The sequence below is a fragment of the Ensifer sp. WSM1721 genome (assembly GCF_000513895.2).
Lineage (GTDB): Bacteria > Pseudomonadota > Alphaproteobacteria > Rhizobiales > Rhizobiaceae > Sinorhizobium.
Genome location: NZ_CP165783.1, coordinates 1012838 through 1036427 on the forward strand (window position 1 = coordinate 1012838; position 23590 = coordinate 1036427).

General features: G+C 62.9%; 21 protein-coding genes and 1 pseudogene. 7 read left to right on the forward strand and 15 right to left on the reverse strand.

Going from position 1 to position 23590, the window contains the following annotated elements; genetic code table 11:
• Positions 1 to 78: 78 nt before the first annotated feature.
• From M728_RS22265 to M728_RS22275, 3 genes are all read right to left on the reverse strand, one after another.
• On the reverse strand, positions 79 to 1071 hold the full coding sequence (locus M728_RS22265; RefSeq protein WP_026621073.1) for a sorbosone dehydrogenase family protein: 993 nt from the start codon (positions 1069 to 1071) through the stop codon (positions 79 to 81).
• A gap of 206 nt (positions 1072 to 1277) precedes the next feature.
• Positions 1278 to 2138 carry a DUF1989 domain-containing protein gene (locus M728_RS22270; protein ID WP_026621072.1) on the reverse strand — a complete coding sequence of 287 codons (861 nt, stop codon included), beginning with the start codon at positions 2136 to 2138 and terminating at the stop codon, positions 1278 to 1280.
• Between the two features lie 166 nt (positions 2139 to 2304).
• Positions 2305 to 3213: a LysR family transcriptional regulator gene (locus M728_RS22275; RefSeq protein WP_034883719.1), complete on the reverse strand. Its 909-nt coding sequence runs from the start codon at positions 3211 to 3213 to the stop codon at positions 2305 to 2307.
• A gap of 110 nt (positions 3214 to 3323) precedes the next feature.
• Between M728_RS22275 and M728_RS22280 the strand changes: the two genes are divergently transcribed.
• Positions 3324 to 4196, forward strand: coding sequence for an SDR family NAD(P)-dependent oxidoreductase (locus M728_RS22280; RefSeq protein WP_051440905.1), 873 nt, complete (start codon positions 3324 to 3326; stop codon positions 4194 to 4196).
• 39 nt (positions 4197 to 4235) lie between these two features.
• Here the strand turns inward: M728_RS22280 and M728_RS22285 are convergent, their stop codons facing one another.
• From M728_RS22285 to M728_RS22325, 9 genes and pseudogenes are all read right to left on the reverse strand, one after another.
• The gene (locus M728_RS22285; RefSeq protein WP_156943448.1) at positions 4236 to 4964 is read right to left on the reverse strand and encodes a nuclear transport factor 2 family protein; all 729 of its coding nucleotides are present in this window, start codon (positions 4962 to 4964) and stop codon (positions 4236 to 4238) included.
• A 48-nt stretch (positions 4965 to 5012) separates the two neighbouring features.
• Positions 5013 to 5266 (reverse strand): annotated as a pseudogene (locus tag M728_RS22290) (type II toxin-antitoxin system RelE/ParE family toxin).
• A gap of 40 nt (positions 5267 to 5306) precedes the next feature.
• Entirely contained in the window at positions 5307 to 6092 is a 786-nt protein-coding gene (locus tag M728_RS22295) for a hypothetical protein (protein WP_026621067.1), read from the reverse strand.
• The gene (locus M728_RS22300) at positions 6079 to 7386 is read right to left on the reverse strand and encodes a hypothetical protein (protein ID WP_026621066.1); all 1308 of its coding nucleotides are present in this window, start codon (positions 7384 to 7386) and stop codon (positions 6079 to 6081) included. Before M728_RS22300 ends, M728_RS22295 begins: the two co-directional genes overlap by 14 nt.
• A gap of 117 nt (positions 7387 to 7503) precedes the next feature.
• A complete protein-coding gene (locus M728_RS22305) occupies positions 7504 to 8118 on the reverse strand; it encodes a hypothetical protein (protein WP_034883737.1) in 615 nt (204 codons plus the stop codon).
• A 159-nt stretch (positions 8119 to 8277) separates the two neighbouring features.
• Positions 8278 to 9159, reverse strand: coding sequence for a BON domain-containing protein (locus M728_RS22310; RefSeq protein WP_156943447.1), 882 nt, complete (start codon positions 9157 to 9159; stop codon positions 8278 to 8280).
• 412 nt (positions 9160 to 9571) lie between these two features.
• Complete coding sequence (locus M728_RS22315; RefSeq protein ID WP_026621064.1) at positions 9572 to 10918, reverse strand: SLC13 family permease; 1347 nt, start codon at positions 10916 to 10918, stop codon at positions 9572 to 9574.
• Positions 10919 to 11013: 95 nt separating this feature from the next.
• Positions 11014 to 12528: a malonyl-CoA synthase gene (locus M728_RS22320; RefSeq protein ID WP_026621063.1), complete on the reverse strand. Its 1515-nt coding sequence runs from the start codon at positions 12526 to 12528 to the stop codon at positions 11014 to 11016.
• A complete protein-coding gene (locus M728_RS22325; protein ID WP_026621062.1) occupies positions 12525 to 13946 on the reverse strand; it encodes a malonyl-CoA decarboxylase in 1422 nt (473 codons plus the stop codon). The genes M728_RS22320 and M728_RS22325 overlap by 4 nt, the downstream gene beginning before the upstream one ends.
• 254 nt (positions 13947 to 14200) lie before the next feature.
• On the opposite strand from M728_RS22325, the gene M728_RS22330 reads away from it, so the two are divergent.
• Positions 14201 to 14851, forward strand: coding sequence for a GntR family transcriptional regulator (locus tag M728_RS22330; RefSeq protein ID WP_026621061.1), 651 nt, complete (start codon positions 14201 to 14203; stop codon positions 14849 to 14851).
• Between the two features lie 68 nt (positions 14852 to 14919).
• Here M728_RS22330 and M728_RS22335 read toward each other — a convergent pair whose 3' ends face one another.
• The gene (locus tag M728_RS22335; RefSeq protein ID WP_370906483.1) at positions 14920 to 15987 is read right to left on the reverse strand and encodes an AI-2E family transporter; all 1068 of its coding nucleotides are present in this window, start codon (positions 15985 to 15987) and stop codon (positions 14920 to 14922) included.
• Between the two features lie 264 nt (positions 15988 to 16251).
• Between M728_RS22335 and M728_RS22340 the strand changes: the two genes are divergently transcribed.
• The 4 genes from M728_RS22340 (at position 16252) to chrA (ending at position 19852) form a co-directional block, all read left to right on the forward strand.
• Positions 16252 to 16527: a metal-sensing transcriptional repressor gene (locus M728_RS22340; RefSeq protein WP_026621060.1), complete on the forward strand. Its 276-nt coding sequence runs from the start codon at positions 16252 to 16254 to the stop codon at positions 16525 to 16527.
• Positions 16528 to 16537: 10 nt separating this feature from the next.
• Entirely contained in the window at positions 16538 to 17482 is a 945-nt protein-coding gene (locus M728_RS22345; protein ID WP_051440910.1) for a nickel/cobalt efflux transporter, read from the forward strand.
• 135 nt (positions 17483 to 17617) lie between these two features.
• Positions 17618 to 18439 (forward strand): sulfurtransferase/chromate resistance protein, encoded by an 822-nt coding sequence (locus M728_RS22350; protein WP_026621059.1) that lies wholly within the window; start codon positions 17618 to 17620, stop codon positions 18437 to 18439.
• Positions 18440 to 19852, forward strand: a complete 1413-nt coding sequence (gene chrA / locus M728_RS22355; RefSeq protein ID WP_026621058.1) for a chromate efflux transporter — start codon at positions 18440 to 18442, stop codon at positions 19850 to 19852.
• A gap of 54 nt (positions 19853 to 19906) precedes the next feature.
• Here chrA and M728_RS22360 read toward each other — a convergent pair whose 3' ends face one another.
• Positions 19907 to 21172 carry a nitrate/nitrite transporter gene (locus M728_RS22360; RefSeq protein ID WP_026621057.1) on the reverse strand — a complete coding sequence of 422 codons (1266 nt, stop codon included), beginning with the start codon at positions 21170 to 21172 and terminating at the stop codon, positions 19907 to 19909.
• Between the two features lie 483 nt (positions 21173 to 21655).
• Positions 21656 to 22534, reverse strand: coding sequence for an NmrA family NAD(P)-binding protein (locus tag M728_RS22365; protein WP_026621056.1), 879 nt, complete (start codon positions 22532 to 22534; stop codon positions 21656 to 21658).
• A gap of 84 nt (positions 22535 to 22618) precedes the next feature.
• Here M728_RS22365 and M728_RS22370 point away from each other — a divergent pair, with 84 nt between their 5' ends.
• The gene (locus M728_RS22370) at positions 22619 to 23551 is read left to right on the forward strand and encodes a LysR family transcriptional regulator (RefSeq protein ID WP_026621055.1); all 933 of its coding nucleotides are present in this window, start codon (positions 22619 to 22621) and stop codon (positions 23549 to 23551) included.
• Positions 23552 to 23590: the final 39 nt, after the last annotated feature.

Here is a 23590-nt window from a genome sequence, read left to right on the forward strand (position 1 = left end):
CAAGTGGTCATACCAATTAAGGGCAGAATACTCTCTATCGCACTCGAGTCAACACACAACAACGAGGTCACCGTTGCGTCACCGCCTGAAGACGTGAATCGCGCCGCCAGCGTCGTCGGATACGAGGATGGAACCGTCCGGGGCCTCCTTGACGTCCACCGGCCGGCCGACGTTTCTGAGGAAAATCGTCGCCGAGACCGGGCGGCCGCCCTGGAAGCGCACCCGCACGACCTGATAGCCGACCGGAACAGATCTGTCCCAACTGCCGTGCTCGGCGACCAGAGCGTCGCCGCCGAGGCTGCGGAAGAAATGGATTCCGAGCGCTGCGACATGCGCCTGAAAGTTGAAGACAGGCGGAATCTGCCGCGCGGGCGGCGACGCGTCCTCGAACCCTTTGAGCGGGATTCGGCCTCCGAAATAGGGAAAGCCGTAAAAGCCGCCCGGCCGAAGCGCGTTCAGCTCGTCGGGCGGGATATCGTCGCCCATTCGGTCGGCACCGTTGTCGGTAAAGAACATGGTGCCGCCGCGCCAGTCGAAGCCGACCGAATTGCGCACGCCCCAGGCGACCCGTCGAAGACCGGACCCGTTCTGGTTCAAGCTGACGATCGTGCCTTGCAGCCCGCGCGGCAAGCAAATGTTGCAAGGCGACCCCAGCGACACATAGAGCCGGGAATCGGGGCCGACGGCGATATAGCGGAGACTATGGCCTCCCGAACTCGGCAAATCTCGGCGAATATCGCGCCTGCCGCTCAGAGCACCCTGGGGCCCGATGTCGAATGCCGTTATTCTGTCCCTCGACGCGACGAACAAACGACCGCGGGAGCATGCGACTCCATTGGGAGCGGAAAATCCGGATGCAACCCGGCGGGCGCGCCCGCCCGCCAGCGGCACGGCATAGACCGAGGATCCTTTGGTTCCAACGAACAAGATGTCGCCGCAGACCGCCATTTCGCGCGCCGCCGGAACGCGGGCGAGCAGCTCGGCGCGCGCCGGACCGAGGGCCACACTAGAGGCGACCGCCGCGACCGAGGCGAGCGCGAGAAATCCGGCTTTAGGGGAAAAGACGTCCATCGGCGCCCTCCGAATACAAGCTGAATTTTTCGAGGGAATTGGAGCGGCTTGTTCTCGTTTCAAGCCGGAGCCCGAGCCTCACGGCGAAGTGATCTCCTGTACTCGTGGACCGGCTCGGCCCTGTCGCGGCGAAGTGCTCCAGAGCGGCTCTAGCGCCGACGAGGGCGTCATTCTCAATCTCGTCCAGGCCGAAACCGGTATAGCTACTACAGACCGTGCGTACGGTCGTAGCCGTTGAGCGCGGGCGAGGCCCAGCCTTGGGGCTGACGAACGGGTCGGTAGACTTCGACCTCGAGCGGGTAGCAGGACGCCGCATCCGAGGAGTGCTCCGACGAGCAGTCGCCGCCGGGGCACGCCGACATGCACCCAAAGAGGTCGATCTCGGCGAAGAACTCCAGATAGTCGCCGGGGCGGACGGGACTCGCCTTCATGAAATACTGCCCGGTGTCGCGGGTGAAGCCGGTGCACATGAAGACATTCAGCACGTCATGGATATAGGGCTCAGCCTCGGCAAGCGTCTTGCCGGTGTGCTTTGCAAAGGCACGGGTGAGGTTGGAGTGGCAGCAGTAATGGTACTGGCCACCGTGACTCAGCAGGTTGTGCGTATAGGGGTCGCAGCGCGTACCGATGACATCGTGCACCGAGCCGCCGAATTCGTCGAAACCGTACCAGTCGAGCGTATCATGCGTGATCGTGGCGATCGGGCGCAGATAGGGCATATTCGAGAAAAGCTGATCGCCGAGCCCGACATGGGTGCCGTTCAGCGCGCGCGTCTTGCCGGTGTACAGACGCTCCCTGAAGTCATGCGCGTTGAACAAGTTAAGATCGCCCACCTGTGGACCTTCGCTGCAGAGGATGCGGCAGAAGTGTCCGGCGGGAACCGACCAGCAGGCCGCATCGCGCGCAGGAACCGTGACGCGATCGACGAGTTCGAGATCGTCCCGCACGGCGCGATAGGCGGCGAGATCGGGGCGAGGCAGGGTCTCGACCGGATAGCAGATTACCGGCGCGACCGCCTTGCGGGCGGCGGCATCCCGGGGGGCTGGCGTAATGGCTTGCGGCTTCATCCCTGTTCTCCGTCTCCTATCACTACGCCCGCTTCCGCCGGCTGGGCCGCGTATAGAACATCCTGTTCCGCCGATGCAATGAGCATCTTGCCCTGCGCAGAACCCCGTCCGTGATGCCGTGTCGGCCGCAGAACATCGCAAATGAACGCACGTGCCGCGGTACACCTCAACGTCCTGGCCGCAACACCTGTCTTGCCAGGTCGATGAAGGCGCGCAACTTCGGCTGGGTCTGCGCACGTTGCGGGAAGTAAAGAAAGAGGCCGGGGGTCGTCGGCAGGAAGGGTTCGAGAACTCGAACAAGCTGGCCGTCACGTAATTCCGCCTCGACCGCGATGTCGGCGACATAGGCAAGGCCGAGGCCGGCGCGCGCCCAGGAGACGAGCAGCGCACCGTCGTTTACGATCAAGCTGCCCGGCGGATCGACGGAGAAGTCGCGGCCGTCCCGCTCGAACTCCCACCGGTAGAGTGCGCCCGAGCGCGGAAAGCGGTAGCGGATCGCCTCATGAGCCGTCAGCTCCTGTGGTGTCTCCGGCCTCCCGCGCGCGGCGAGATAAGCCGGGCTCGCCACCACCGACCAGGCGATGTCCCGCGTAAGACGCACCGCGACCATGTCGCGCTCGATATACTCACCGATGCGGATGCCGGCATCGAAGCCGCGCCCGGGCAAATCGACCGTCGCATCCTCAACCGCGATCTCGATCGCGATCCGCGGATGAGCGCGTCTCAGCGCGGGGATGACCGGTTCGATAACAAGCGGCACCGCCATCCGCGGCACGGTAAGGCGCAGCAATCCTGAGGGCTCGTCCGTTGCGGCCGCCTGCTCGACCGCGGCGATGATCTCGGCCGCAGCGGGATTGACGCGCGCCAGCAGGGCCGCGCCCGCCTCGCTCAGCCCGACGCGCCGTGTCGTACGGATGAACAAAGGCGTGCCGAGCCTCTCTTCGAGGGCCTTCACCGCCTGGCTCACGGCGGCCGGCGAGACATCCAGCCGCGCTGCTGCCGCGGTGAAGCCGCCTGCCTCTGCTACCGCAAGAAAGGCGGAAATGCCAGAGAATGGATCCGGTCGCAGGTTCATGTGTCGATTATAAACTCAGACTTTAAAATCCTGAAAGCAGACACGGATTTTTTCGGCAAATACTCTCGGTTAGCCTTTCCTCCATCCATGGCAGAGAGAGGCGACGAGTGATGACCGACGAGATCACATCCGACACGATAATGCTTCCGCGCAGGCACCTTATCGCCGGCATGCTTGCCACTGGCGCAGCGGCCGGCGCCGGGCTCACAGCGGCACCCGCGATGGCGCAAAACCCTGGCGTTCTCGAGGGCAAGGTCGCAATCGTGACCGGCGGCACCTCCGGAATCGGCGCGGCGACTGCCGCCGCCCTTGTCCGGGCCCGTGCGAAGGTCGCATTCAACGGTCGGCGGGAAGCGCTCGGGCGCGAGGTAGAGAGCCGCCTGCGCGCTGCTGGCGGCGACGTTGTCTACATCAAATCGGACGTGCGTGATGCGCGTCAAGTCGAGCGTTTCGTGGCCGAGACCGTCGAGCATTATGGCCGCCTCGACATCGCCTTCAACAATGCCGGCATCGACCTGCCGCCGGCCCCGATCGCCGACACGGACATTGCCGGCTTCGACGACCAGATCGCCACCAATCTGCGTGGCGTGTTCGTCGCAATGAAATACGAACTGCCGCATCTCGTGCAATCACGAGGCGCGATGATCAACACGGCCTCGATCGGTGGCCGGCACGCCTTCCCGAACATCATCGCCTACGGAGCTTCCAAGGCCGCCGTCATCCACATGACCCGCGCCGCCGCTCAGGAGTACGGCCGGCACGTGCGCATCAACGCCATCGCGCCCGGACCGATCGAGACACCTATGCTGGAGCGGGTGCGGCGCGACTGGAAAGTGACGACGGAACAGCTCGTTGCTCCCTACCCCATGCGCCGCGTCGGTACGCCGGAGGAAGTGGCCTCCCTGGTGGTGTTCCTCGCCAGCGATGCAAGTTCGTACATCAGCGGACATGTGATCGGGATCGACGGCGGCGATCTTGCCTAGCGATGATTGCGGGCCGAATCGGCCCATTCTCACCGGGGGCTAACGTGCCGAAAGCGGAGGCGCGTTGTAGTAGACTTCGCTCCGCACGATGGCCCCGCCCTGCACGGTATAGACGTCGAGCTTCCGAATTGCCGCACGTCTTCCGGTTGGCGTGAAAGTCGCATCGATGGAAAAGCCGACGGCAAACCGCGTTCCTCCAACAAGTGGGCCGTCGACCACGACGTCGTGGATTTCATGTTGTTCTGCAAATTCTCGACTGCCTTGCCTGATCGCTTCCATGCCGTGCATTTCTATAGGAGCCTCTCGCATGTCGAGAGATTCGGAACGGACGTGATCTGCCGAGAAGAAGCGCGCCATCGCCTCGTCGAACTCTCCTCGGCGGCATAAGGAGACGTAGCCTTCCGCCACGCCAGCCGTGGTCATAGCGGTATCGTTACGCCCACCGCCATTGTGATCGGACGATCCTGCGCCGCGAATATTGCGAACGGTCAGTTTATCGATTTCGAGATTTCCTATCCGCGCCTTGCCGATAGCGAGACGGCCGATCGCCAAAGCGCCGATTGCGTAAGCTCCAACCGCGAGAGCTCCGGCGGCAAACGCACCTATTGCACCCAAGGAGTGCCATCCTCTGAATTGCTCAATCGATCTGGTGCGGTGGTAATGCATGGGCGGCGAGTAGTCGCGAACACAATCAGGTCGGGTCGAGCGTTGCGGCTTCGGCCAAGCCGTACAAACAGGTTCATCACCCAAATGTTCCGAACGCGGCATCCAAGTGAAACACTCTACATCGGGCGAATATCGCAGGCGGTGGCGTCGTCAAGTCTGCTCATCGATAAACTCGATGGGCCAGATCTGGGCGCCGTGCAAAATACGCAGAATACGAATCCTATCCGCCGTCACGACGTAGGCTGCAATATAGCGCGTGCGCGGCACAACAAGCTCGCGTGTTCCGGCAATCCGACCAGGACGACCGCTTTCGGGAAAGTCGAGAAGGCGGCGTGCAGCGCGGACGATCCCTCGTCGACGCGGACCGCCGTCCTCGGATTCTCTCTTTCAATGTAACTGAAGATGTTGTCGCGATCGTCGAGCGCATATTGCGCCCAGACAAGCTCAGCTCTTCTTCTTGGCGGTCGCGACCGGCTCCGTGGTCAGCTTGAAGTCAGCCATCTCCTTCGCCGTCAGATAGTAGAGCCGGTCCGGCGGCGTTTCGAGCGCATTGATCCAGAGCCCGGCGCCGATGCCCATTGCATCGAGATGGCGGGCGACCCGAGCGGTCGTGGATTGCGCGAATGACGCGGCCTGTTCTGCCGTCGGCCTCTCCCTGCTGCCGTTGAAAACCTGGTGCACGCCGACGATTGCATCCTCTTCGGCCAGGCGCCCCACACCGCCGGCAAAGATGATCGGGCAGGAGGAGGCGCAGAGCGCTTTTGACGCCACCTTGGTATTGAGCTTCTTTTCGCGGATCAGCTTCGAAATGACGAGCGCGTCGTCCACCGAGCCCCCGGGTGAGTTGAGCGCCACCGTCTTTACATATTCGCCTCGCGTTTCGATCTCCTCAGCGAAGCGCGCACCTGCCCCGAGGTCAATGGTGCCTTCGGCGAGCAACACGCCGCCGGACGTGAGCTCGAACTTCATCGGCTGGCGCAGCACCTCGTCGGGGCTTGCGGGCTGTGCCGACGGAGCCCTGGGCCCGCCCTCGGTCAGTGCCGGAGGCAAGACCGGCTGGTCCTCTAGCATCGGGTCGAAACCCGGCAGTTCGGCGTTCATTGCCGTGATATCGCGCACGTCGATCAGCAGGAAGACCGCCGCGGCCGATAGCAACAGGAAGAAAGCGCCGCGCATCAGCACACCGTCGTCGAGCCGCAGCAGCGCCTTGAATGGCTCATCGATCCTCATGCGACCGATCCTTTGCACGCGTTCTCGGGTCGAGACTGGTGATGTTGTTCAGCTCGTCCGCTTTGCCGTCGGCTTCCGTCTGGGCGCCTATCTCGCCGAGGTTCACGCCGTTTGCCGTTACCGCTCGCTGCACTTCTAGCGCTTGCAGCAGTTCGGCCGCCGTAATGCGCTCGGCAAACGGCAGCCTTTCCTCCTGTTTGCGGATGGCGCCGTGCACTGCGGCGAGAATGAAGACCAGCACGCCCGGCAGCAGATCGATAGAAATGGCGCCGGCCCAGGCGGGAATGAAATCAGCCGCATAGCGCAACACGGCTTCGGCGGAGGACAGCGGAACGAAGCGTCGCTCCTCCACCGGCGTACGGGCGAGGATTTCGTCGGCCGCGTCAGAGAGCACTTTGGATTGCGCCGCCACCGAGGCCCGCACCGTCTCCATGACCCGGTCCTGGCGGTTGACGAGATCGGCATCGCCGCCGTCGGCCACCGGTGCGATGAAGCCGAGGGACAGGTCGTCCGCGGCGCGACGGATCGAAGGCGCGATCGAAGTCTGCCCGAGCGAGGCTATCACGCCTGTGAGCGCCACCACTTCGGAGGAGAACTGGTCGGCACGCGGTTCGATCGCACCCGGTGCCGAGACCAGCGTGCGCATGGTTTCGAGCCGCTTTTGCCCTTGGTTGAACAGGGTCGTGACCTGCTCGCGGGAGGCGTTGATGCCATTTTCGAGCTCCTTCATCTGCGCCGACATTTGCGACAGAAGCTGCACCACGCTTCCCGATCCCGTCGTGCCGGTGAGCGCTCCCGATTGCCGCTCGGAGGCGGCAAGCTGAGCGAAGCGTTCGGATGCGCGCTGGATATCGGGCAGCAGGCTTTGCGCCGCAAGCGCGTTCTGGTGCGCCTGGTCGAGGTCGGCGGTGTAGTCCTCCACCGTTTCCGCGAGGTGCTGTTCGAGCGCGGCCGAACCTGCGAGCGCCGCCGCGTTGAGCCAGCTCGACATGGCGATGATCATGGCAGCGCCCAAGGCCATCACGCCCAACATGGCGGCCCGGCCCGTATGGGTGGTCACATGCGGATAGAAGCGGGCCATATAGGACCAGAAGGCATAGATGCCGACAGAGACCGAGGCCGAGTAGATGATCGCCGCGAAGAAGACCGCGGTCGGCGAGCCGTCGAGAATGCTGCGCACGCCGAGATAGGTATAGACGCCCGAGGCAAGCGCCAGCACTGCAAGCGCGAAACGCGTCATGGTTTCAACGGCCGCGACGCCGTCGTGCAAACGTTGGGATGCGCCGAGCGACATGGACAAGATCTCCGCAAAGGAATGTATTCCTTAACAGAGAATTAAGAAGCGGGCGGAATAAAGGCCGCTTGTCGCCGACAACACGACTGCACGGTCTGTGCCGGTGTCCATCATGACTTAGGGCCGGAAAAGCCGCTTCAGCACGAGATGGACCGGGAGATAGGCAACCACGGGAAGCAACACCATGTAGAGGCCGAGATAGGTGCGCGGAGACAGCACCTTTTGCGTCTCCGGCCCCGGGCCGAGCCCGTGCACCCAATTGATATTCTTCTCCGGAGGGGTGAGCCAATAGCTCGCGAGAAGCACGCCCCAGGCGAAGACGGTCTGCGCCTTGAACGCCCGGCGGTCGTAGCCTTGCCGCATCAGCATGAATAGGATGAGCACCGGCAGGAAGAGGTGAAAGCCCGACAACAACCGCATATGCAACGGCTCCTTCGGATCGAACATATAGGCGGCGAGCCCGATGAACCTGCCGCCGGTGACGAAGTCGACGCACCAGGCGAGTTCGAGCGGCAGAACGCCGACCGCCATCATCGAATAGAAAAGCCGAATGCCTGTCCAAAGTGCGATGAGCACGGCAAACAAGGCAAGATCGGAGAACCACAGGAAATTGCCGGGGCCGTATCGCAGCCAGTAGAAAGGCGTGAGGACGGCGACGAACAGCGTATACGGCAGGGTTATCCGGAGCGGATAGGCGGGGATCGGATCTTTGCTGCGCTGTCTGGCTGTCATCGCTCGCCTCGGCCGTCGCGGAACCGGCACCAGCGGCGCCGGCAAAGGCCTAACCCGGCAGCCGCAGGGCTGTTCCCGAGTCGGACACTCGCATCCTCGGAGCCACCGGTCTTAAGCGCCCGATTACCCGGGCGCTTAAGACGTTTTGCCTCACCGAGCTCAAGTCTCGCGTCTTGATTCCGGACTCGTCGCGCTGGTTCCGGTCGTCATTCCCGCTCCGGTTGTTCCTGTCGTTCCGGTCTGGGATTTTCCGCCGGCAGTCCAGCCTTGCTGGCTCACGCGCAGATTATTCTGCACGTTCTTTACGCCTGAGACTTCTTCCGCGCAGTCTTCGGCGCGGCGCTTTTGCTCCCGGCTTTCGACGGTGCCGCTCAGCGTCACCTCGCAATTGCTGACTCGCACCTCGATTTCCGAGGCATCCACCGAACGGTCATCGCTAAGCCGATCACATACGTCTTCACGGATGCGCTCATCCGACCGCTGATAGCCTTTCGGTCCCCGACCGCGATATTGTCCGAAGCGCTCGCTGCGGGGCTCTCCATAGCCACCGCCATACATCCCGCCGCGATAGCCCTCGCCGCCATAGCCGCCGCCGTGCGCGCCACCATATCCTTCGCGCCCGTAGCCGCCGCCGTATCCCCGGCCGAAGTCGCGGCCGTAACCGCTCTCTCCGCGACCAAAGTCCTGATCTTCAAACACCGCCTCCGCACTCTCGCTGCCGCCACCGAAGCGCTCGGCACCGAAGCCCCGTCGCAATCCCCACTCACGGCCATATCCACCCATCCGCTCGCTCATTCCGCGAGCGCCGAATTCGCCGCGATAAGCTTCGCCGGCCTCCCGTTCGCGCCCGTAACCCTGCCCCCGCGAAGGATAGTCGCCGCGATACCCCTCGCGACCGCCATAACTGCGTTCATAGCGGTCATCCCCGTAATCGTCCTCCCAAGAGCGCCTCAAGCGCCCGTATCGGCCTCGGGGCTCGTCGGGCTCGCGCCCGTAGCCGCGGCCGTATTGCTCTCTCCGTCGGTATCTCTCGTCGGCCATCTTCGTTTCCTCCATTCGGCTTGTTGGCTGTCGGAAGCTCTGCTTTGGTCTCTGGCTCCCCTCGACGTAGAACCAACTGATGGCGCGGCTGTTCCCACGGGTTTGCTCCAAGTCGGAGTTTGCCCACAACCGGTCAGCTGCCAGCCTCTCTTCCCGAAGGCGGAACGGTCATGTGGGCGATTCGATATGTACGCAGCCTGAAATACTTCGGCCGGAGCGAACGGGAGCCAATCTCCCGTCCGCCGCGTCATCGCAGCAATTCCGCGGCACTTCCCCGGACTTTTTTCAACGCAGTGCCGTGCTCTGCTCGCGAGCCCGGTCGAGAACGAAACCCATATCCTCCGGAAGCATGAAGCCTTCGGACATGAGCGTCTCGGATGCTTCGCTCGCTGCATTTGGACCGCCAGCCCGATCAGACCAGCCCAGGCACGACGAACACCAACCATGCCACCACCGGACCGATGATGGCAATCAGTGCGCTGTAGACGAGGAGTTGCCGCAGTACTTTCTCCCGCTGGTAATCCGGCGCATTGGCGACGACGAGTGCGCCGTTGGTCGAGAACGGGCTGGTATCGACGATGGTCGTCGAGATCGAGATCGCGGCGACGACTCCGATGGCGCTGATGTGTCCTTGAAGGAGGAACGGCACGGCGAGCGGGATGATGGCGCCGAGCAGCGCGGTCGAGGATGCAAAGGCCGAAACAATCGCGCCCGTGAAGCAAAGCAGGAGCGCCACCAGAAGCGGCATGCCGAGGCTCGATATGCCATTGGCGACATAATCGACCGTGCCGGCTTTCTCCATGACGCCGACATAGGTGATGATGCCGGCGATCAGCAGCACGGTCGACCAGCTCACCTTGTCGATCGCCGCTTTCTGCGTCTTCGGGGACAGCAGCGCCAGGGCGACGGCGACGGTCATTGCGACCAGACCGACATTGAACTTGAAGACCAGCGCGCCGATCCCGAGTGCAGTCAGGCCGATCAAGGTGATGATCCTTTCATTCGTCAGCCGCAAGCTCGCTGCAGTGTCGGCCGCGGTGCCGTAAGCATGTTCCCTGATCGGCTTGGCAGGCGTGCCGCCATGGCCTCTGATCGACGCCGATACGCCTTCGGGATGCAGTTCCGGCAAGGGGCCGGACGATGCGGGTTCCTGCTTCATCACCCGCGCGCCGCCGAAGACGAAGAAGACCAGCACGGCGATCGCCAGGTTGAAGAAGAAGCTGGAGAGGAACAGCGATGTCGGGGCGAAGGGCAGACCGGCCTTGGCAACGATCTGGTTGGTGATTCCGCCATAGACACTGATCGGCGAAAAGCCGCCGGCTTGCGCGCCATGGATCACCATCAGGCCCATCATCACCGGGTGAATGCGGTATTGCACGGCAAAGCTCAAGGCGACGGGTGCGAGGATCGCGACAGCCGCGGGGCCAAGAGCACCGAAACCGGTGATGACGGCGGCGACGAGGAACATCACCCAGGGGATCCAGGCGACATGTCCGCGCACCAGCCGCACGGCACCTTCGACGAGCCAGTCGATCGTGCCGTTGATCTGTGCGATGGCGAAGAGGTAGGTGACGGCGACCAGCGTCAGGAAAAGGTCGCTCGGAAATCCGGCGAAGATGTCGCTGGTTTTCATTCCGATGATCAACGAGCCGAGCACGAAAGTGCCGCCGAATGCCAGCGCGCCCATGTTGATCGGCTGGACCGTCGCGATGACGAACATCCCGACCAACAGCAATATGGATAGTACTTCGATACCCATGATTCTCCTCCCTCCGGCGCCTCCAGCGCCGTAGCTGTCGTTTTCAAAATTTGAAGATGAGTCGGCGCGCCTTCCTCCCAGAGGGCGCGGTCACGTCACGTCCTGGCGTATAGATCGGCGTATTGCTGCCTGAGGACATTCTTCTGGACCTTGCCCATCGTGTTGCGGGGCAAGTCCTCGGCGAAGATGATGCGCTTGGGCTGTTTGTAGCGCGCGAGCCGGTCCTGAAGCGCGCCAAGGATCGCCATCTCATCCAGAGCCGCGTCGGGCTTGCGAACGACGATCGCCGTCACGCCCTCTCCGAAATCCGGATGCGGGACACCGATCACGGCGCTCTCGGCCACGCCCTCGAGCTGGTCGATCTCGCCCTCGACCTCCTTCGGATAGATGTTGTACCCGCCCGAAATCACCAGATCCTTGCTGCGCCCGACAATGTGGACATAGCCGCGCCTGTCGATCTTGCCGAGATCGCCGCTGGTGAAAAAGCCATCGGCGGTGAACTCGGCTGCCGTCTTTTCGGGCATGCGCCAGTAGCCCTTGAAGACGTTCGGTCCTTTGATCTCGATCATTCCGGTTTCTTCGGCAGACAACACGGCTCCGGTGGCGGGATCGGTCACGCGCACCGTCACGCCCGGCAGCGGAAAGCCGACCGTTCCGGCGATCCGTTCTCCGTCATAGGGATTGGACGTATTCATGTTGGTTTCGGTCATGCCGTAACGCTCGAGGATGGCGTGTCCGGTGCGGTTTTTGAACTCGACATGTGTCTCGGCCAATAACGGTGCCGAACCGGAAATGAAGAGGCGCATGTTGGAGACGGCCTGCCTGTCGAGACGCGGGCTCTGCAGGAGGCGCACGTAAAATGTCGGAACGCCCATCAAAAGGGTCGCCCGCGGCATCAGCGAAATCACCTCATCCGGATCGAACTTCGGCAGCAGGAACATCGAGGCGCCCGCAAGCAGCGTGACGTTCGTCGCGACGAAGAGCCCGTGCGTGTGGAATATCGGCAAGGCATGGATCAGCCGATCCTGGGGGGTGACGCGCCAGAAGTCGCGCAGCGCCATGGCGTTCGAAAGCAGGTTCCCGTGGGTGAGCATCGCCCCCTTGGAGCGCCCCGTCGTCCCCGAGGTATAGAGGATCGCCGCCAGATCATCGGCCGAGCGCGAGGCGTCGACAAAATCGGCCGGCTCGTCGCGTGCGAGATCGAGCAATGAGCCGGTGCCGTCGGCGTCCAGCGTTTCAATGATCGCGCCATGAGGCTTTGCTATTTTTCCGACGTTTTCGCGAGCGGCCGAAGAAACGACCACCAGGCGCGGCTCGGCATCGCCGATGAAATAGTCGAGTTCAGCCAGCGTGTAAGCGGTGTTGAGCGGCAGGTAGACCGCGCCGCTGCGCAGACAGGCGAGATAGAGGATCAGGGCCTCGGCGCTTTTATCGACCTGCACCGCAACTCGGTCGCCCGGGCGAATGCCGAGTGTATCCATCGCACTGGCAATGCGGTTCGAAAGATCGAGCGCGTCGTCGTAGGTCCATATGCGGCCGCTCTCGATCCGGATAAACGGCGCGTCACCCGGCGCGGCGGTCCTTATGGCGTCGAAAAGATGGTTGCTCACTTTCGCCTTCCTCCGATCCTTGAGTTGACCATTTGTCCGAATGGCCGAGAGCCTTGCTGGCCGTGGACGCCGCGCCGACCTTCGCCGTTCTGATCGAGCAAGCTCTTGACCTCGGGCGAGGCGATCACTTCGCCGCGCTGGGCAAGCGCTTCGTGGTTGGCCACGATGTCCTCGAGCTTGTAGAGGTAATTGACCATCAGGCCGTGTGCCTGCTGCATAGCCTTGGCTGAGCGGTCGCCGAGAAAATTCAGTCTTTCCAGCCGAGCACCGTTGCCGAGATGGAAGCGGGCGACCGGATCGACGGGGCGGCCCTCCGGCGTCCGTTCGACCAGGAAATAGCGCGCCGCGAGCGGCAGCAAGACGCGCTCTATTTCCATCGCCATGTTCTTGTCGTCGGCCCATGCCGTCTCGTTGAGCAGCGTCAGCACCTTGCTCGTCTCCTGCGACAAAGGCGGGTTGCTCTCCGAACTAAGCGCCTTGAGCCAACGGGCAAAGCCTGGAACGGGCGACAGGGTGACGAAGTTCTTGAGGCCGGGCAGATCCCGGCGCAGGTCTTCCACGACCTGCTTGATCAGGAAGTTTCCGAACGAGATTCCGCGCAAGCCATCCTGGCAGTTGGAGATCGAATAGAAGACGGCGGTTGTCGCCTCGGGGGCATCGATCTGTTCCCTGCCCTCGTCGAGCACCTCCCTGATCGCGCTGGGGACGGAGCGGGTGAGCGCCACTTCCACGAATACGAGCGGTTCGTCCGCGAGCCTCGGATGGAAGAAGGCAAAGCATCGACGGTCGGCCGGCGCTAAACGGCGGCGCAGCTCCTCCCAGCCGGCGATTTCGTGCACGGCCTCGTATTTGATGATCTTTTCGAGGATGTGCGCCGGTGTCGACCAGTCGATCGGCCGGAGCGTGAGAAAGCCGCGATTGAACCAGGAGCCGAACAGATGTGCGAAGTCGGCGTCGAGCGCGTGAAATTCAGCGGATTGCCCTTTCATTGAAAGAAGCTGCTGACGCATCCGAACGAGCTTGGCCGTGCCGTTCGGCGCGTGGTTCAATCGGCGCAGGAGCTCCTGGCGACGCGGCTCCGCCGCTTCATGGAGAGCGGTGATCGCTGCGGAGCTCTTTTCCATGCGGTAATTTTCGACCGCCTGATCGAGCCTCATCGTATCGGCCCCGAACTTTTCATGCAGCATGTGCAGAAAGTTCTGGGCACCCTCGCTCCCGAGTGCGCTCCAGCGCTCGAGAATCTCGGCAGCAAGCGCCATGCCTGAGGCTTCGCCTCGGCTCGACAGCAGCATTTCACAGAGTGTTTCGAGATCGACTTCGGCTGCGACCTGCGTCGTGCGCGAGCCGGAAAATAGAAGCTTCCGCCCGCGGTCGGTGATGCTCTGCAGCATATCCGTGAAAAAAGAGGTCTCAGGCATGCCGATTTCTCCTCTTCTCAGCCTCCGCCTCAGCGCGGGATGAGGAAAAGTGTAGGCGGTTTTCCGCCCGCATCCCGCCCTAACTTGTTAGAATCGGTCCGACCTAAAATCTTCGTGATCTAGTTGCGCGAACCGGTCGCGGCTGCTTCCCATCGCACCGTTCCGCCGGTAGTATGTAAGCTGTCACAATACGTACACGATGTCAAGCATCGTGTATACAAGAGAGGCGATTTTGTATGAAAGAAGCGGTACACATGTCCGAAAATGTCGGCCGGTGGCTCCGGGACGAGATCGAAAACGCCATTCTTTCCAATGAGTACTCTCCTGGCGAGCGGCTGGACGAAATGGTTCTTGCCAATCGGTTCGGCGTCTCCCGGACGCCCGTGCGCGAAGCGCTGATGCAGCTCAACGCGATCGGGCTGATCGAAATCCGCCCGCGCAGAGGTGCCGTCGTCATCGATCCGGGGCCGCACCGGGTCTACGAGATGTTCGAGGTCATGGCGGAACTGGAGGGGCTTGCCGGATCCCTGGCCGCCCGCCGGTTGAACGATGAAGCCCGCGAAGCCATCACGGCCGCCCACAAGCGATGCGAACTCTCGGCCAAGGCCGGCGACAGCGATGACTATTATTACGCCAACGAGGAGTTTCATAAGGCGATCTACGCGGCGAGCCGGAGCGCGTTTTTGCAGGAGCAGTGTACTCAACTGCACCGTCGCCTCCGACCCTACCGCAGGCTGCAACTGCGGGTGCGCAACCGTCTGTCGACGTCCTTCTCGGAACATTGCGCCATCGTCGATGCGATCTTCGCCGGAGACGGAGAGGAGGCCCGTCGCCTGTTGCGGGCACATGTCGGCATCCAGGGCGAGAGGTTCAGCGATCTGGTCGCCAGCATGGCGACCAGATGACAGCTCCACGCGTTTGCCTCAAGATCTTTGTTGCCGTCGGTTGAAGCCCGTTTTGGGGCTGCAGCACGCTAAATCTGCCGTCCGTCTCCGTTCTCTCGTTCGCCCGTCACGGCCGGGAACACGGACCAGGCCGCCAGGAAAAGCGCTGCAATTACCGGACCCACAACGAGACCATTGGTGCCGAAGGCGGCGATGCCGCCGAGCGTCGAGACCAACACGAGATAGTCCGGCATCCTGGTCTCCTTTCCTATGAGGATCGGCCGCAGCAGATTGTCCACCAGCCCAATCACCAGGATTCCGAAGAGAAGCAGCACGGCACCCTGCCAGATGGCCCCTGATACGAGCATATAGACGCCGATGGGTCCCCATATGAGACCCGTGCCCACCACGGGTAGCAGCGCGAACACCGCCATAACCGCACCCCACAGCGCCGGCGCCCTGACGTCAAGCGCCCAAAGGACGAGCGCACCCAGCATTCCCTGCACGAGCGCCACGACGACGCTGCCTTTCACGATCGCATTGATGGTCAGCGCGAAGCGGCTGAACAGCGCCTGCCGCAGCCTAACGCTGAGCGGCATCGCCTCACCAATCACCCGCGCCAGTTCGCGCCCGTCGCGCAGAAAAAAGAAGAGCAGGTAGAGCATCACGAAAATGCTTACGATGAGGTGGAAGGTCGACTGCCCGATGTTTATCGCCTGCCCCGCCAGAAACTCGCCGCTCTGCCCGAGCGCGTTCAACAGTCGCGTGCGCAGCGCATCGGCATCCGGCACGATGCGGTCGAGCAACCCGTTCAGCCAGTCCGGCAGTATGTCGCGCAGCGCCTGGATATCGATACCAAGATCGATCTGGCCCGCCGCGACGCTCCTGTAAATGGAAGCAGCCTCGCGAAAAACGAGGTTCGCGACGATCAGGAAGGGCAGGATCACCATCACGAGTATAACGGCCAAAGTGATGGTCGCAGCGAGGTTGCGCCAGCCTGGCATGCGTTTGAGCATGCTGCGGTTCACGGGAGTGAACAGCACGGCCAGCACGGTCGCCCAAAGGATGGCCCCGGACAACGGCCACAGCACCAGCACGAAGGCCAGCGATACCGCGGCGGTCAGCCAGATGAAGGTTTTGTCCTTAAGTTGCCGCACGGCCAGCTCTTCCGGTTGCGCGCACAATCGACTAATCCGAGGCCAAGTTAATTCCTGCCGCCACTGGTATGAGGCCGGCGCTTGCGATCCATGCGCTGTCGTCAACTCTACCATAAGACCGCATAACTCCCTTCGGCGGATCGTTTTTCCGCCGGACCGGAAAAACGCCGTCAGTCGGGAAAGCACTCAAGTAACCTCAATGCGTCATCAATCGGACAAGATTCCCGGTTGAAGTATCCTCTCCAGGGGGATAGGTGAGTTTCTATGACAGAGCACAAGCACGAAACCCATCCCGAAATCGTCAAGCGGCTGAAGCGTGCCGAAGGGCACCTGAAGAGCGTTATCGCCATGATCGAGGGCGGCAGGCCCTGCCTCGATATCGCCCAGCAGCTCCACGCGGTGGAGAAGGCGATCACGCAGGCGAAGCGGACGCTCATCCAGGACCATCTGGACCACTGTCTCGAAGAAACCGTCGGCGCACTTCCGCGCGACCGGCGCCAATCGATCGACGAGTTCAAGTCGATCACCAAATATCTCTGAGGTCATGCCGATGCCCGCTTTCGCCGATTTGATGCAGCAGGGAGCGGCCCATGCCTGGCTGTTCGTCCCGAGCGCCATCCTGCTCGGCGCCTTGCATGGCCTGGAGCCCGGTCATTCGAAGACGATGATGGCCGCCTTCATTGTCGCCATTCGCGGCACGGTCACGCAGGCCGTCCTGCTCGGCATCGCGGCGACGGTCTCGCACACAATCGTCGTCTGGGGCATCGCGTTCGCGGGCATGCATCTCTGGCGGGGCGTGGATTCGGAAGCCGTCGAGCCTTATTTCCAACTCGCGTCGGCCGCCATCATCGTCGCAATCGCGCTGTGGATGCTGTGGCGGACATGGCAAGACCAGCAACGCGCGAAAGCAGCGGCGGGCCATGTGCACGGCCATGGCCATCACCACCATCACGATCATGACCATTCCCATGGCCATAGTCACGGCGACGCTCCCCGGATCGGGCACGGTCATGATCATATGCGCGAGGAGCTTCGCGGGCTCAACCTGGCGACCGACGGCTACCGGGACGCCCATGAGTTGGCGCATGCCAACGACATCCGCCGCCGGTTCGCCGACCGGAGCGTGACCATCTGGCAGATCATTCTGTTCGGCCTCACCGGCGGACTGATCCCCTGCCCGGCCGCCATCACCGTGCTCCTGCTCTGCCTGCAACTCAAGGAGTTCACGCTCGGCTTCGTGCTTGTCCTGTGCTTCTCGATCGGCCTGGCGCTCACCCTCGTCACCGTCGGCGCGGCCGCGGCCTTGAGCGTGCGTCATGCGACGAAACGCTGGAGCTGGTTCGGCACGTTCGCCCGCAGGGCTCCCTATTTCTCGAGCATCCTGATCATCGCCGTCGGCATATATGTCGGCTTCCAGGGGTGGTCGGGCCTGCCGGCCGCCCACGCGGCCGCGGCCTCGTCCCTGACCTCCTCCGCTGGCGAAGGAAGGAGTTAAGGTCGGGCCAAGGAAGCCGGCCTTGACAGCACCCGGCAATGGGAGGAAAACATCGCGCATGGGGTTGCGATCACCCCACGAGGCGACAGCCGAAGCATCGCGTCCATTTCAACCGCTCACACGGGAGGACGCGCTATGTCGTCACTTCTTGAAATTTCCCCCGAAAAACTTGCGCGCCTTGTCGGCACCCCGAAATGTCCCGAGCTGATCGACGTTCGGATCGACGAGGACTTCGATGCCGACCCGCGTCTCGTACCCGGCTCCGTTCGGCGCGATTATCGCCACGTACAGGAATGGATTGCCGACATCGCCAGCGAGTCCGCGGTCGTGATCTGCCATCGCGGCAAGAAGCTCAGCTACGGCGTCGCCGCCTGGCTTCGCCACTATGGCATTGCCGCCGACGTATTGGAGGGCGGCTTCGAAGCCTGGGCAGAGGGCGGCTATCCGGCGGTACCCGCCTCCGCGATACCGGAACGGGACGCAAGCGGCCGCACCGTCTGGGTGACGCGGGCGCGCCCGAAGATCGACCGCATCGCCTGCCCCTGGCTGATCCGCCGTTTCGTCGATCCGCGAGCAGTCTTCCTGTTCGTGTCGCCGTCCGAAGTCGAGGTGGTTGGGGACCGCTTCGCTGCGACCCCCTTCGACATCGATGCCCCGATCCGCTGGAGCCACAAGGGCGAGCTTTGTACCTTCGACGTCATGGTCGACGAGTTCGACCTTTCGACGGAGCCGCTGCTGCGGCTGGCCACTATCGTCCGGGGCGCGGATACCGCTCGCCTCGATCTCGCTCCGCAAGCGCCGGGTCTTTTGGCGGCATCTCTCGGCCTGTCGCGCATGTATGCCGATGACCTTGCGCAACTGGAGGCGGGGATGCTGCTCTACGACGCCTTTTATCGCTGGTGCCGGGATGCTACCGACGAAACCCATAACTGGCCGTCGCCGAAGAAGGATATGTGAATGACCGAGGTCGCAGGCAAAGCCGCGCCGGATACGGCGCGGCAACAATACACTCACGGTATTCCATTCGGCGAAGCGGTCCGGGTGTGGGCGAGGGTTGCGGCCCTGAGCTTCGGTGGTCCGGCCGGGCAGATTGCGGTGATGCACCGCATCCTCGTCGATGAGAAGCGCTGGATCGGCGAGCACCGATTCCTGCATGCGCTCAACTACTGCATGCTGCTGCCCGGACCCGAGGCACAGCAGCTCGCCGTCTATATCGGCTGGCTCCTGCACCGCACCGCCGGCGGCCTCGTCGCCGGAACACTGTTCGTGCTGCCTGGCTTTCTCGCTATTCTCGGCTTGAGCTACATCTATGCCGCCTTTGGCAATGTCACCGTCGTCGAAGGGCTGTTCTTCGGCCTGAAAGCCGCAGTGCTCGCCGTCGTCGTCCATGCCGTGTTCCGGATCGGCGGCAGGGCGCTCAAGAACCAACTGATGATCGGCATCGCCACCGCGGCCTTCATCGCCATCTTCTTCTTTCGCGTCCCCTTTCCGCTGATCATCCTGGCGGCAGGCATCCTCGGCTATATCGGCGGCCGCTCCGGTTCGCCGCTCTTCCGGATCGGCGGCGGTCACAAGGCGGGATCGGGTCCCGTCCTCAGGGACGAGGATTCGGTGCTGGGCGAGGAGATCCCCGTCCACGCGCGCCCGAATCTCGCGTGGTCGCTCCGGGTCTCGGCAGTGTTCCTGGCGCTGTGGCTGGTGCCGCTGGCGTTGCTGATCGCTTTTCTCGGCCTAGGTAATGTCTTCACGCAAATCGGGCTGTTCTTCAGCCAGATGGCGGTCGTGACGTTCGGCGGCGCCTATGCCGTGCTCGCCTATGTCGCCCAGGAGGCTGTCCAGCATTACGGCTGGCTGAAGCCGGGCGAGATGCTCGACGGGCTCGGCATGGCGGAGACGACGCCAGGGCCGCTGATCATGGTCGTGCAGTTCGTTGGCTTCATGGGAGCCTACCGCGATCCGGGTACCCTTCACCCGATGACGGCAGCGACGTTCGCCGCGATCCTGACGACCTGGGTGACCTTCGTACCCTGCTTTCTCTGGATATTCCTCGGAGCGCCCTTCATCGAGCGGCTGCGCAACAATGTGGCGCTTACGGGCGCGATGTCGGCGATCACCGCCGCAGTCGTCGGCGTCATCCTCAATCTTGCCGTCTGGTTCGGCCTGCACACGCTGTTTGCAGAGGTGGTGACCTGGAGGCTCGGGTGGTTCGCCTTCGATGTGCCTGTGGCGCCGTCTCTCGTCGTGCCTTCCCTGATTTTGACGATCGCTGCCGCGGTCGCGATTTTCCGTTATCGCGCATCGATCCTCGCGACGCTTCTGGCCTGCGCCCTGGCGGGCCTCGTGTGGACGGTGTTCGTCGGTGCTCGATGACCCCGCGCGCCTGACCGGCGCGTGGGGCCCGACAGCGACGTCGGTCAGGACGAGCTATTGTGCAATGGCGCCGGCCGGCATGCCTTCACCAGCACGCCGCTTGATCTGCCGGATCGAGGCGTTCATCCAGATCATGGAGGCGGCGACGACGACAAAGAGCAGCATGAAGCAGCTCGACCAGAGGCCCGTCACGTCCTTCAGATAGCCAAAGGCGATCGGCAGGACGAAACCGCCTAGGCCGCCCATCATGCCCACGACGCCGCCGACGGCGCCAACATGTGAGGGATAGTAGGCGGGTATATGCTTGTAGACCGCCGCTTTGCCGAGACTCATGACGAAGCCCAGCACGAAAGTGACGGCGACGAAAACAACGGGCGTCACGACGATCGGCATCGCACGGCCGGCAGGCACCGAAAGTATCGCCGTTGCGACCGCGGACACGGCAAACATCGCATACATGATCTTGCGCGCGCCAATCTTGTCCGACAGCGCGCCGCCATAGGCGCGGAAAATGCTGCCGGGGATCGAATAAGCGGCAGCGATCATGCCCGCCGTTTCGATGCTGAAGCCGTAGACGCCGACGAGATAGCGCGGAAGCCAGAGCGCAAGGGCGACGAAACCGCCGAAGGCGAAGAAATAATAGAGTGAGAAGCGCCAGACCTGGATGTTCTTCAGCGGCTCAAATTCCTTGAGAAAGCTCTTGCGGGGCTGACGAGTTTCACGGCGGGCGCGGAACTGCGGGTCGTCTTCAGTCGAGAACCAGAAGACGATCGCCGTGACCAAAAGCACGACCGCCCAGATTTCCGCAACGGCCTGCCAGCCGAAGGCGACGAGAACGAACGGCGCGAGGAACTTCGTGACGGCCGCTCCCACATTGCCGGCGCCGAAAATGCCGAGCGCCGTGCCCTGCTTTTCCGGCGGAAAGAAGGGCGAAACATATGCGACGCCGACGGCAAAGGAGCCACCCGCGAGTCCGACACCAAGGCCGGCAAGGAGCATTTGCGGATAGGTGGTCGCATAGGCCAACAGGAACGTGGCAAGCGCCGCCGCCACCATCGTCAGCGTGTAAACCAGGCGACCGCCATAGCGGCTGGTCCAAATGCCGAGAAAGATGCGGACCAGCGATCCCGTGAGGATCGGCATGCCGATCAGCAGCCCGAACTCAGCTTCGCTGAGGCCAAGCTCGTCCTTGATACGCACGCCGATGATTGAAAAGATGGTCCATACGGCAAAACAGATCGTGAATGCAGTCGTTGAAATCCACAGGGCGCGCGCTTGCTCGCCTGCACTGGTGGGCTGTGTTTTGTGAAGAGCGGACATAACTTCTCCCGGCGCGTGCCAGCGCCAATCCCTGTCAGTTGATCCTGGAAAAGCCGCAAACAGGGGCCCGCGCTCATCGGGGATGCGCGCGTCGATCCTCTTCAGCAACCTTGCTTCTGGCGCGCGACATTGGGCGCCATTGGGGTCTGCTTGGGCTCAAAATCATAGAAGCAAGCGGCGTGCCAACCGACGGGTTTTGAGATAATCGAAGAAATTCAGGCGGCTAGGCTAAAGGGGAATGCGTAGGCCGCTTTTTCGAATGATCAAATATTAGTCCGCTGTAGCCGCATTGCTCAATTATCGTGCACAGGCGCCGGACGCACAAAATCTTTGCAGGTAGATGCCGGTGTGAGAACCCAGGAATCCGTCCGCGAAGATTGCCGCTCGGGCTCCTCGTCATCTCTACCTCCTCCCAAGTCACTAGGAGCAGTGAACCAGACAACGTCTGTCGCGTGAATTCTAAAGTTCGCTCATCAGCGAAGATCAGCGGCCGACTGGTTCAACCGTTGCGACAACGCGCTCTATCGCTGTCGTCAGAGAAATCGTGCCGCGCCGGTGTTCGCTGTCGTTGTGGCGCATGAACAGGCCGTTGGCGATTCCCTCATACATGCCGAGAAGCGCGCTCGCCACCTCGCCGGGCACGCCTTCCTCGGCGAGCAGCCCGGCGCGGCGCTCCGGCGGGATCGGTACCGGCACCACCGGGCGGCCGAGAACTTCCGCGAAGGCCGACGCCACATCGCCAGCGCTCCAGTCTTCCGGTCCGGCCAGCTCAACGACCCGCTTCCCGGTCCACTCCTCGCACAGCACGGCTGCCGCGGCGCGCCCGACATCGATCGTGCTCACCATCGGAATTCTCTGAGGGGGTTCGATAAAGGTCGGCAGCACGCTTTCCGACATGACAGTTTGCGCCACCTCGCCCCAGGTCTCGACAAAATAGCCCGACCGCAGGAAGGCGGTGGCTGGTGCCACCTCGTCAAGCAGTGCCTCGAACCGGTTTAGGGTGGCGATGACGCCGGTGCCGGAGGCATGCTGCGCTCCGATGGACGACAGGACAACGGCCTTGGGCAGACGCGCCCGCCGTACTGCATCAGCCAGCGCCGCGCCGAGTTCTTCCGTGCGGGCGTACGGATCACCGCTCACCGGCGGCGGATTGAGCAGGAACGCTCCCGACGCGCCCGTCAGGGCATCGGGCATTGCGTCGGCATCCTCGATGCTCGCGACGGCCACCTCCGCGCCGAGGGCTGTCCACTTTTCACCCTGCTCCGTGCGACGCAGGACGACACGCACGGCCTCGCCGCGTTCGATAAGGGCGCGCGCTACCTCGCCGCCGGCCCGTCCATTTGCTCCAAGTACGACATACATGATTGCCACTCCGTCAGCTCGCTCGATAAAGGACTAATAGACGCGGGAATTCCATGCGTCCAATGCATGTGATACATAATCAGCATGCGCGAAGTGGATTTACGCCGAATCGACCTAAACCTGTTGGTGGCGCTTGAGGTGCTGCTGGATGAGAAGAACGTCACACGGGCCGCCCACCGGCTCGGGATGAGCCAGCCGGCCGCGAGCCGTGCCCTGGGGCGATTGCGCGCGGTGTTTTCGGACGCGCTGCTGGTCGATGGGCCGGGCGGCTACGTCCTCAGCTCCCGTGCCGAAGAGGTGCGCCCCCTGCTGCGCAGTATACTGGCAGGCCTAGGAGAATTGTTGGAAGCGAACTCGTTCGATCCCGCGACGGCGACGGGTCGAATCCGGCTTCTTATGCCCGATCTCCAGGCCGCCGCCCTCACACCTCATTTGCTCGCCCACCTCGCCCGCGAGGCACCGTCCCTCGATCTCGATATTGTCGCGCCGGGCGCGAACGGGATCGAAGCGCTGGAGCACGGTGTCGCGGATGCGATGGTGGCGCTGATCGACGAAGCACCGGCCGGTATCCATCGACGCGGCCTCTATGACGAAGAACTCGTGACGCTCATGCGGGCGCATCACCCTGCGCTCGCCGGAAAACTCACGCTCGATCGCTTTCTGGCGCTTGAGCATATCGTGGTGAGCGTCACCGGCGTCGGACCTGCACCTGTTGATGAGGCGCTTGCGCGGATGGGGCGAACGCGACGAGTGAAGCTGCGCGTGCCGAACTTCTTCGCGGCGGTCGAGATCGCCGCTCGCTCCGACCTTATCATGACCCTGCCGTCGAGCCTGGCACGAGCGGCCGCCAACATGAGGCGCTTCGTATCGTTGCCGCCGCCCCTCGATCTTGGGAGCTTCACGATGAGCCTCGCCTGGCACGCGCGCCAGCAAGACGCGCCCAGGCACATATGGTTGAGACGTGCCATTGTCACGGCGGCGAAGGATATGTCATCGGCGATTGACGTTGGACGCTAAGGCCGCGACCCCCAAACCGCCGCCGCGTTCATCGAAGAT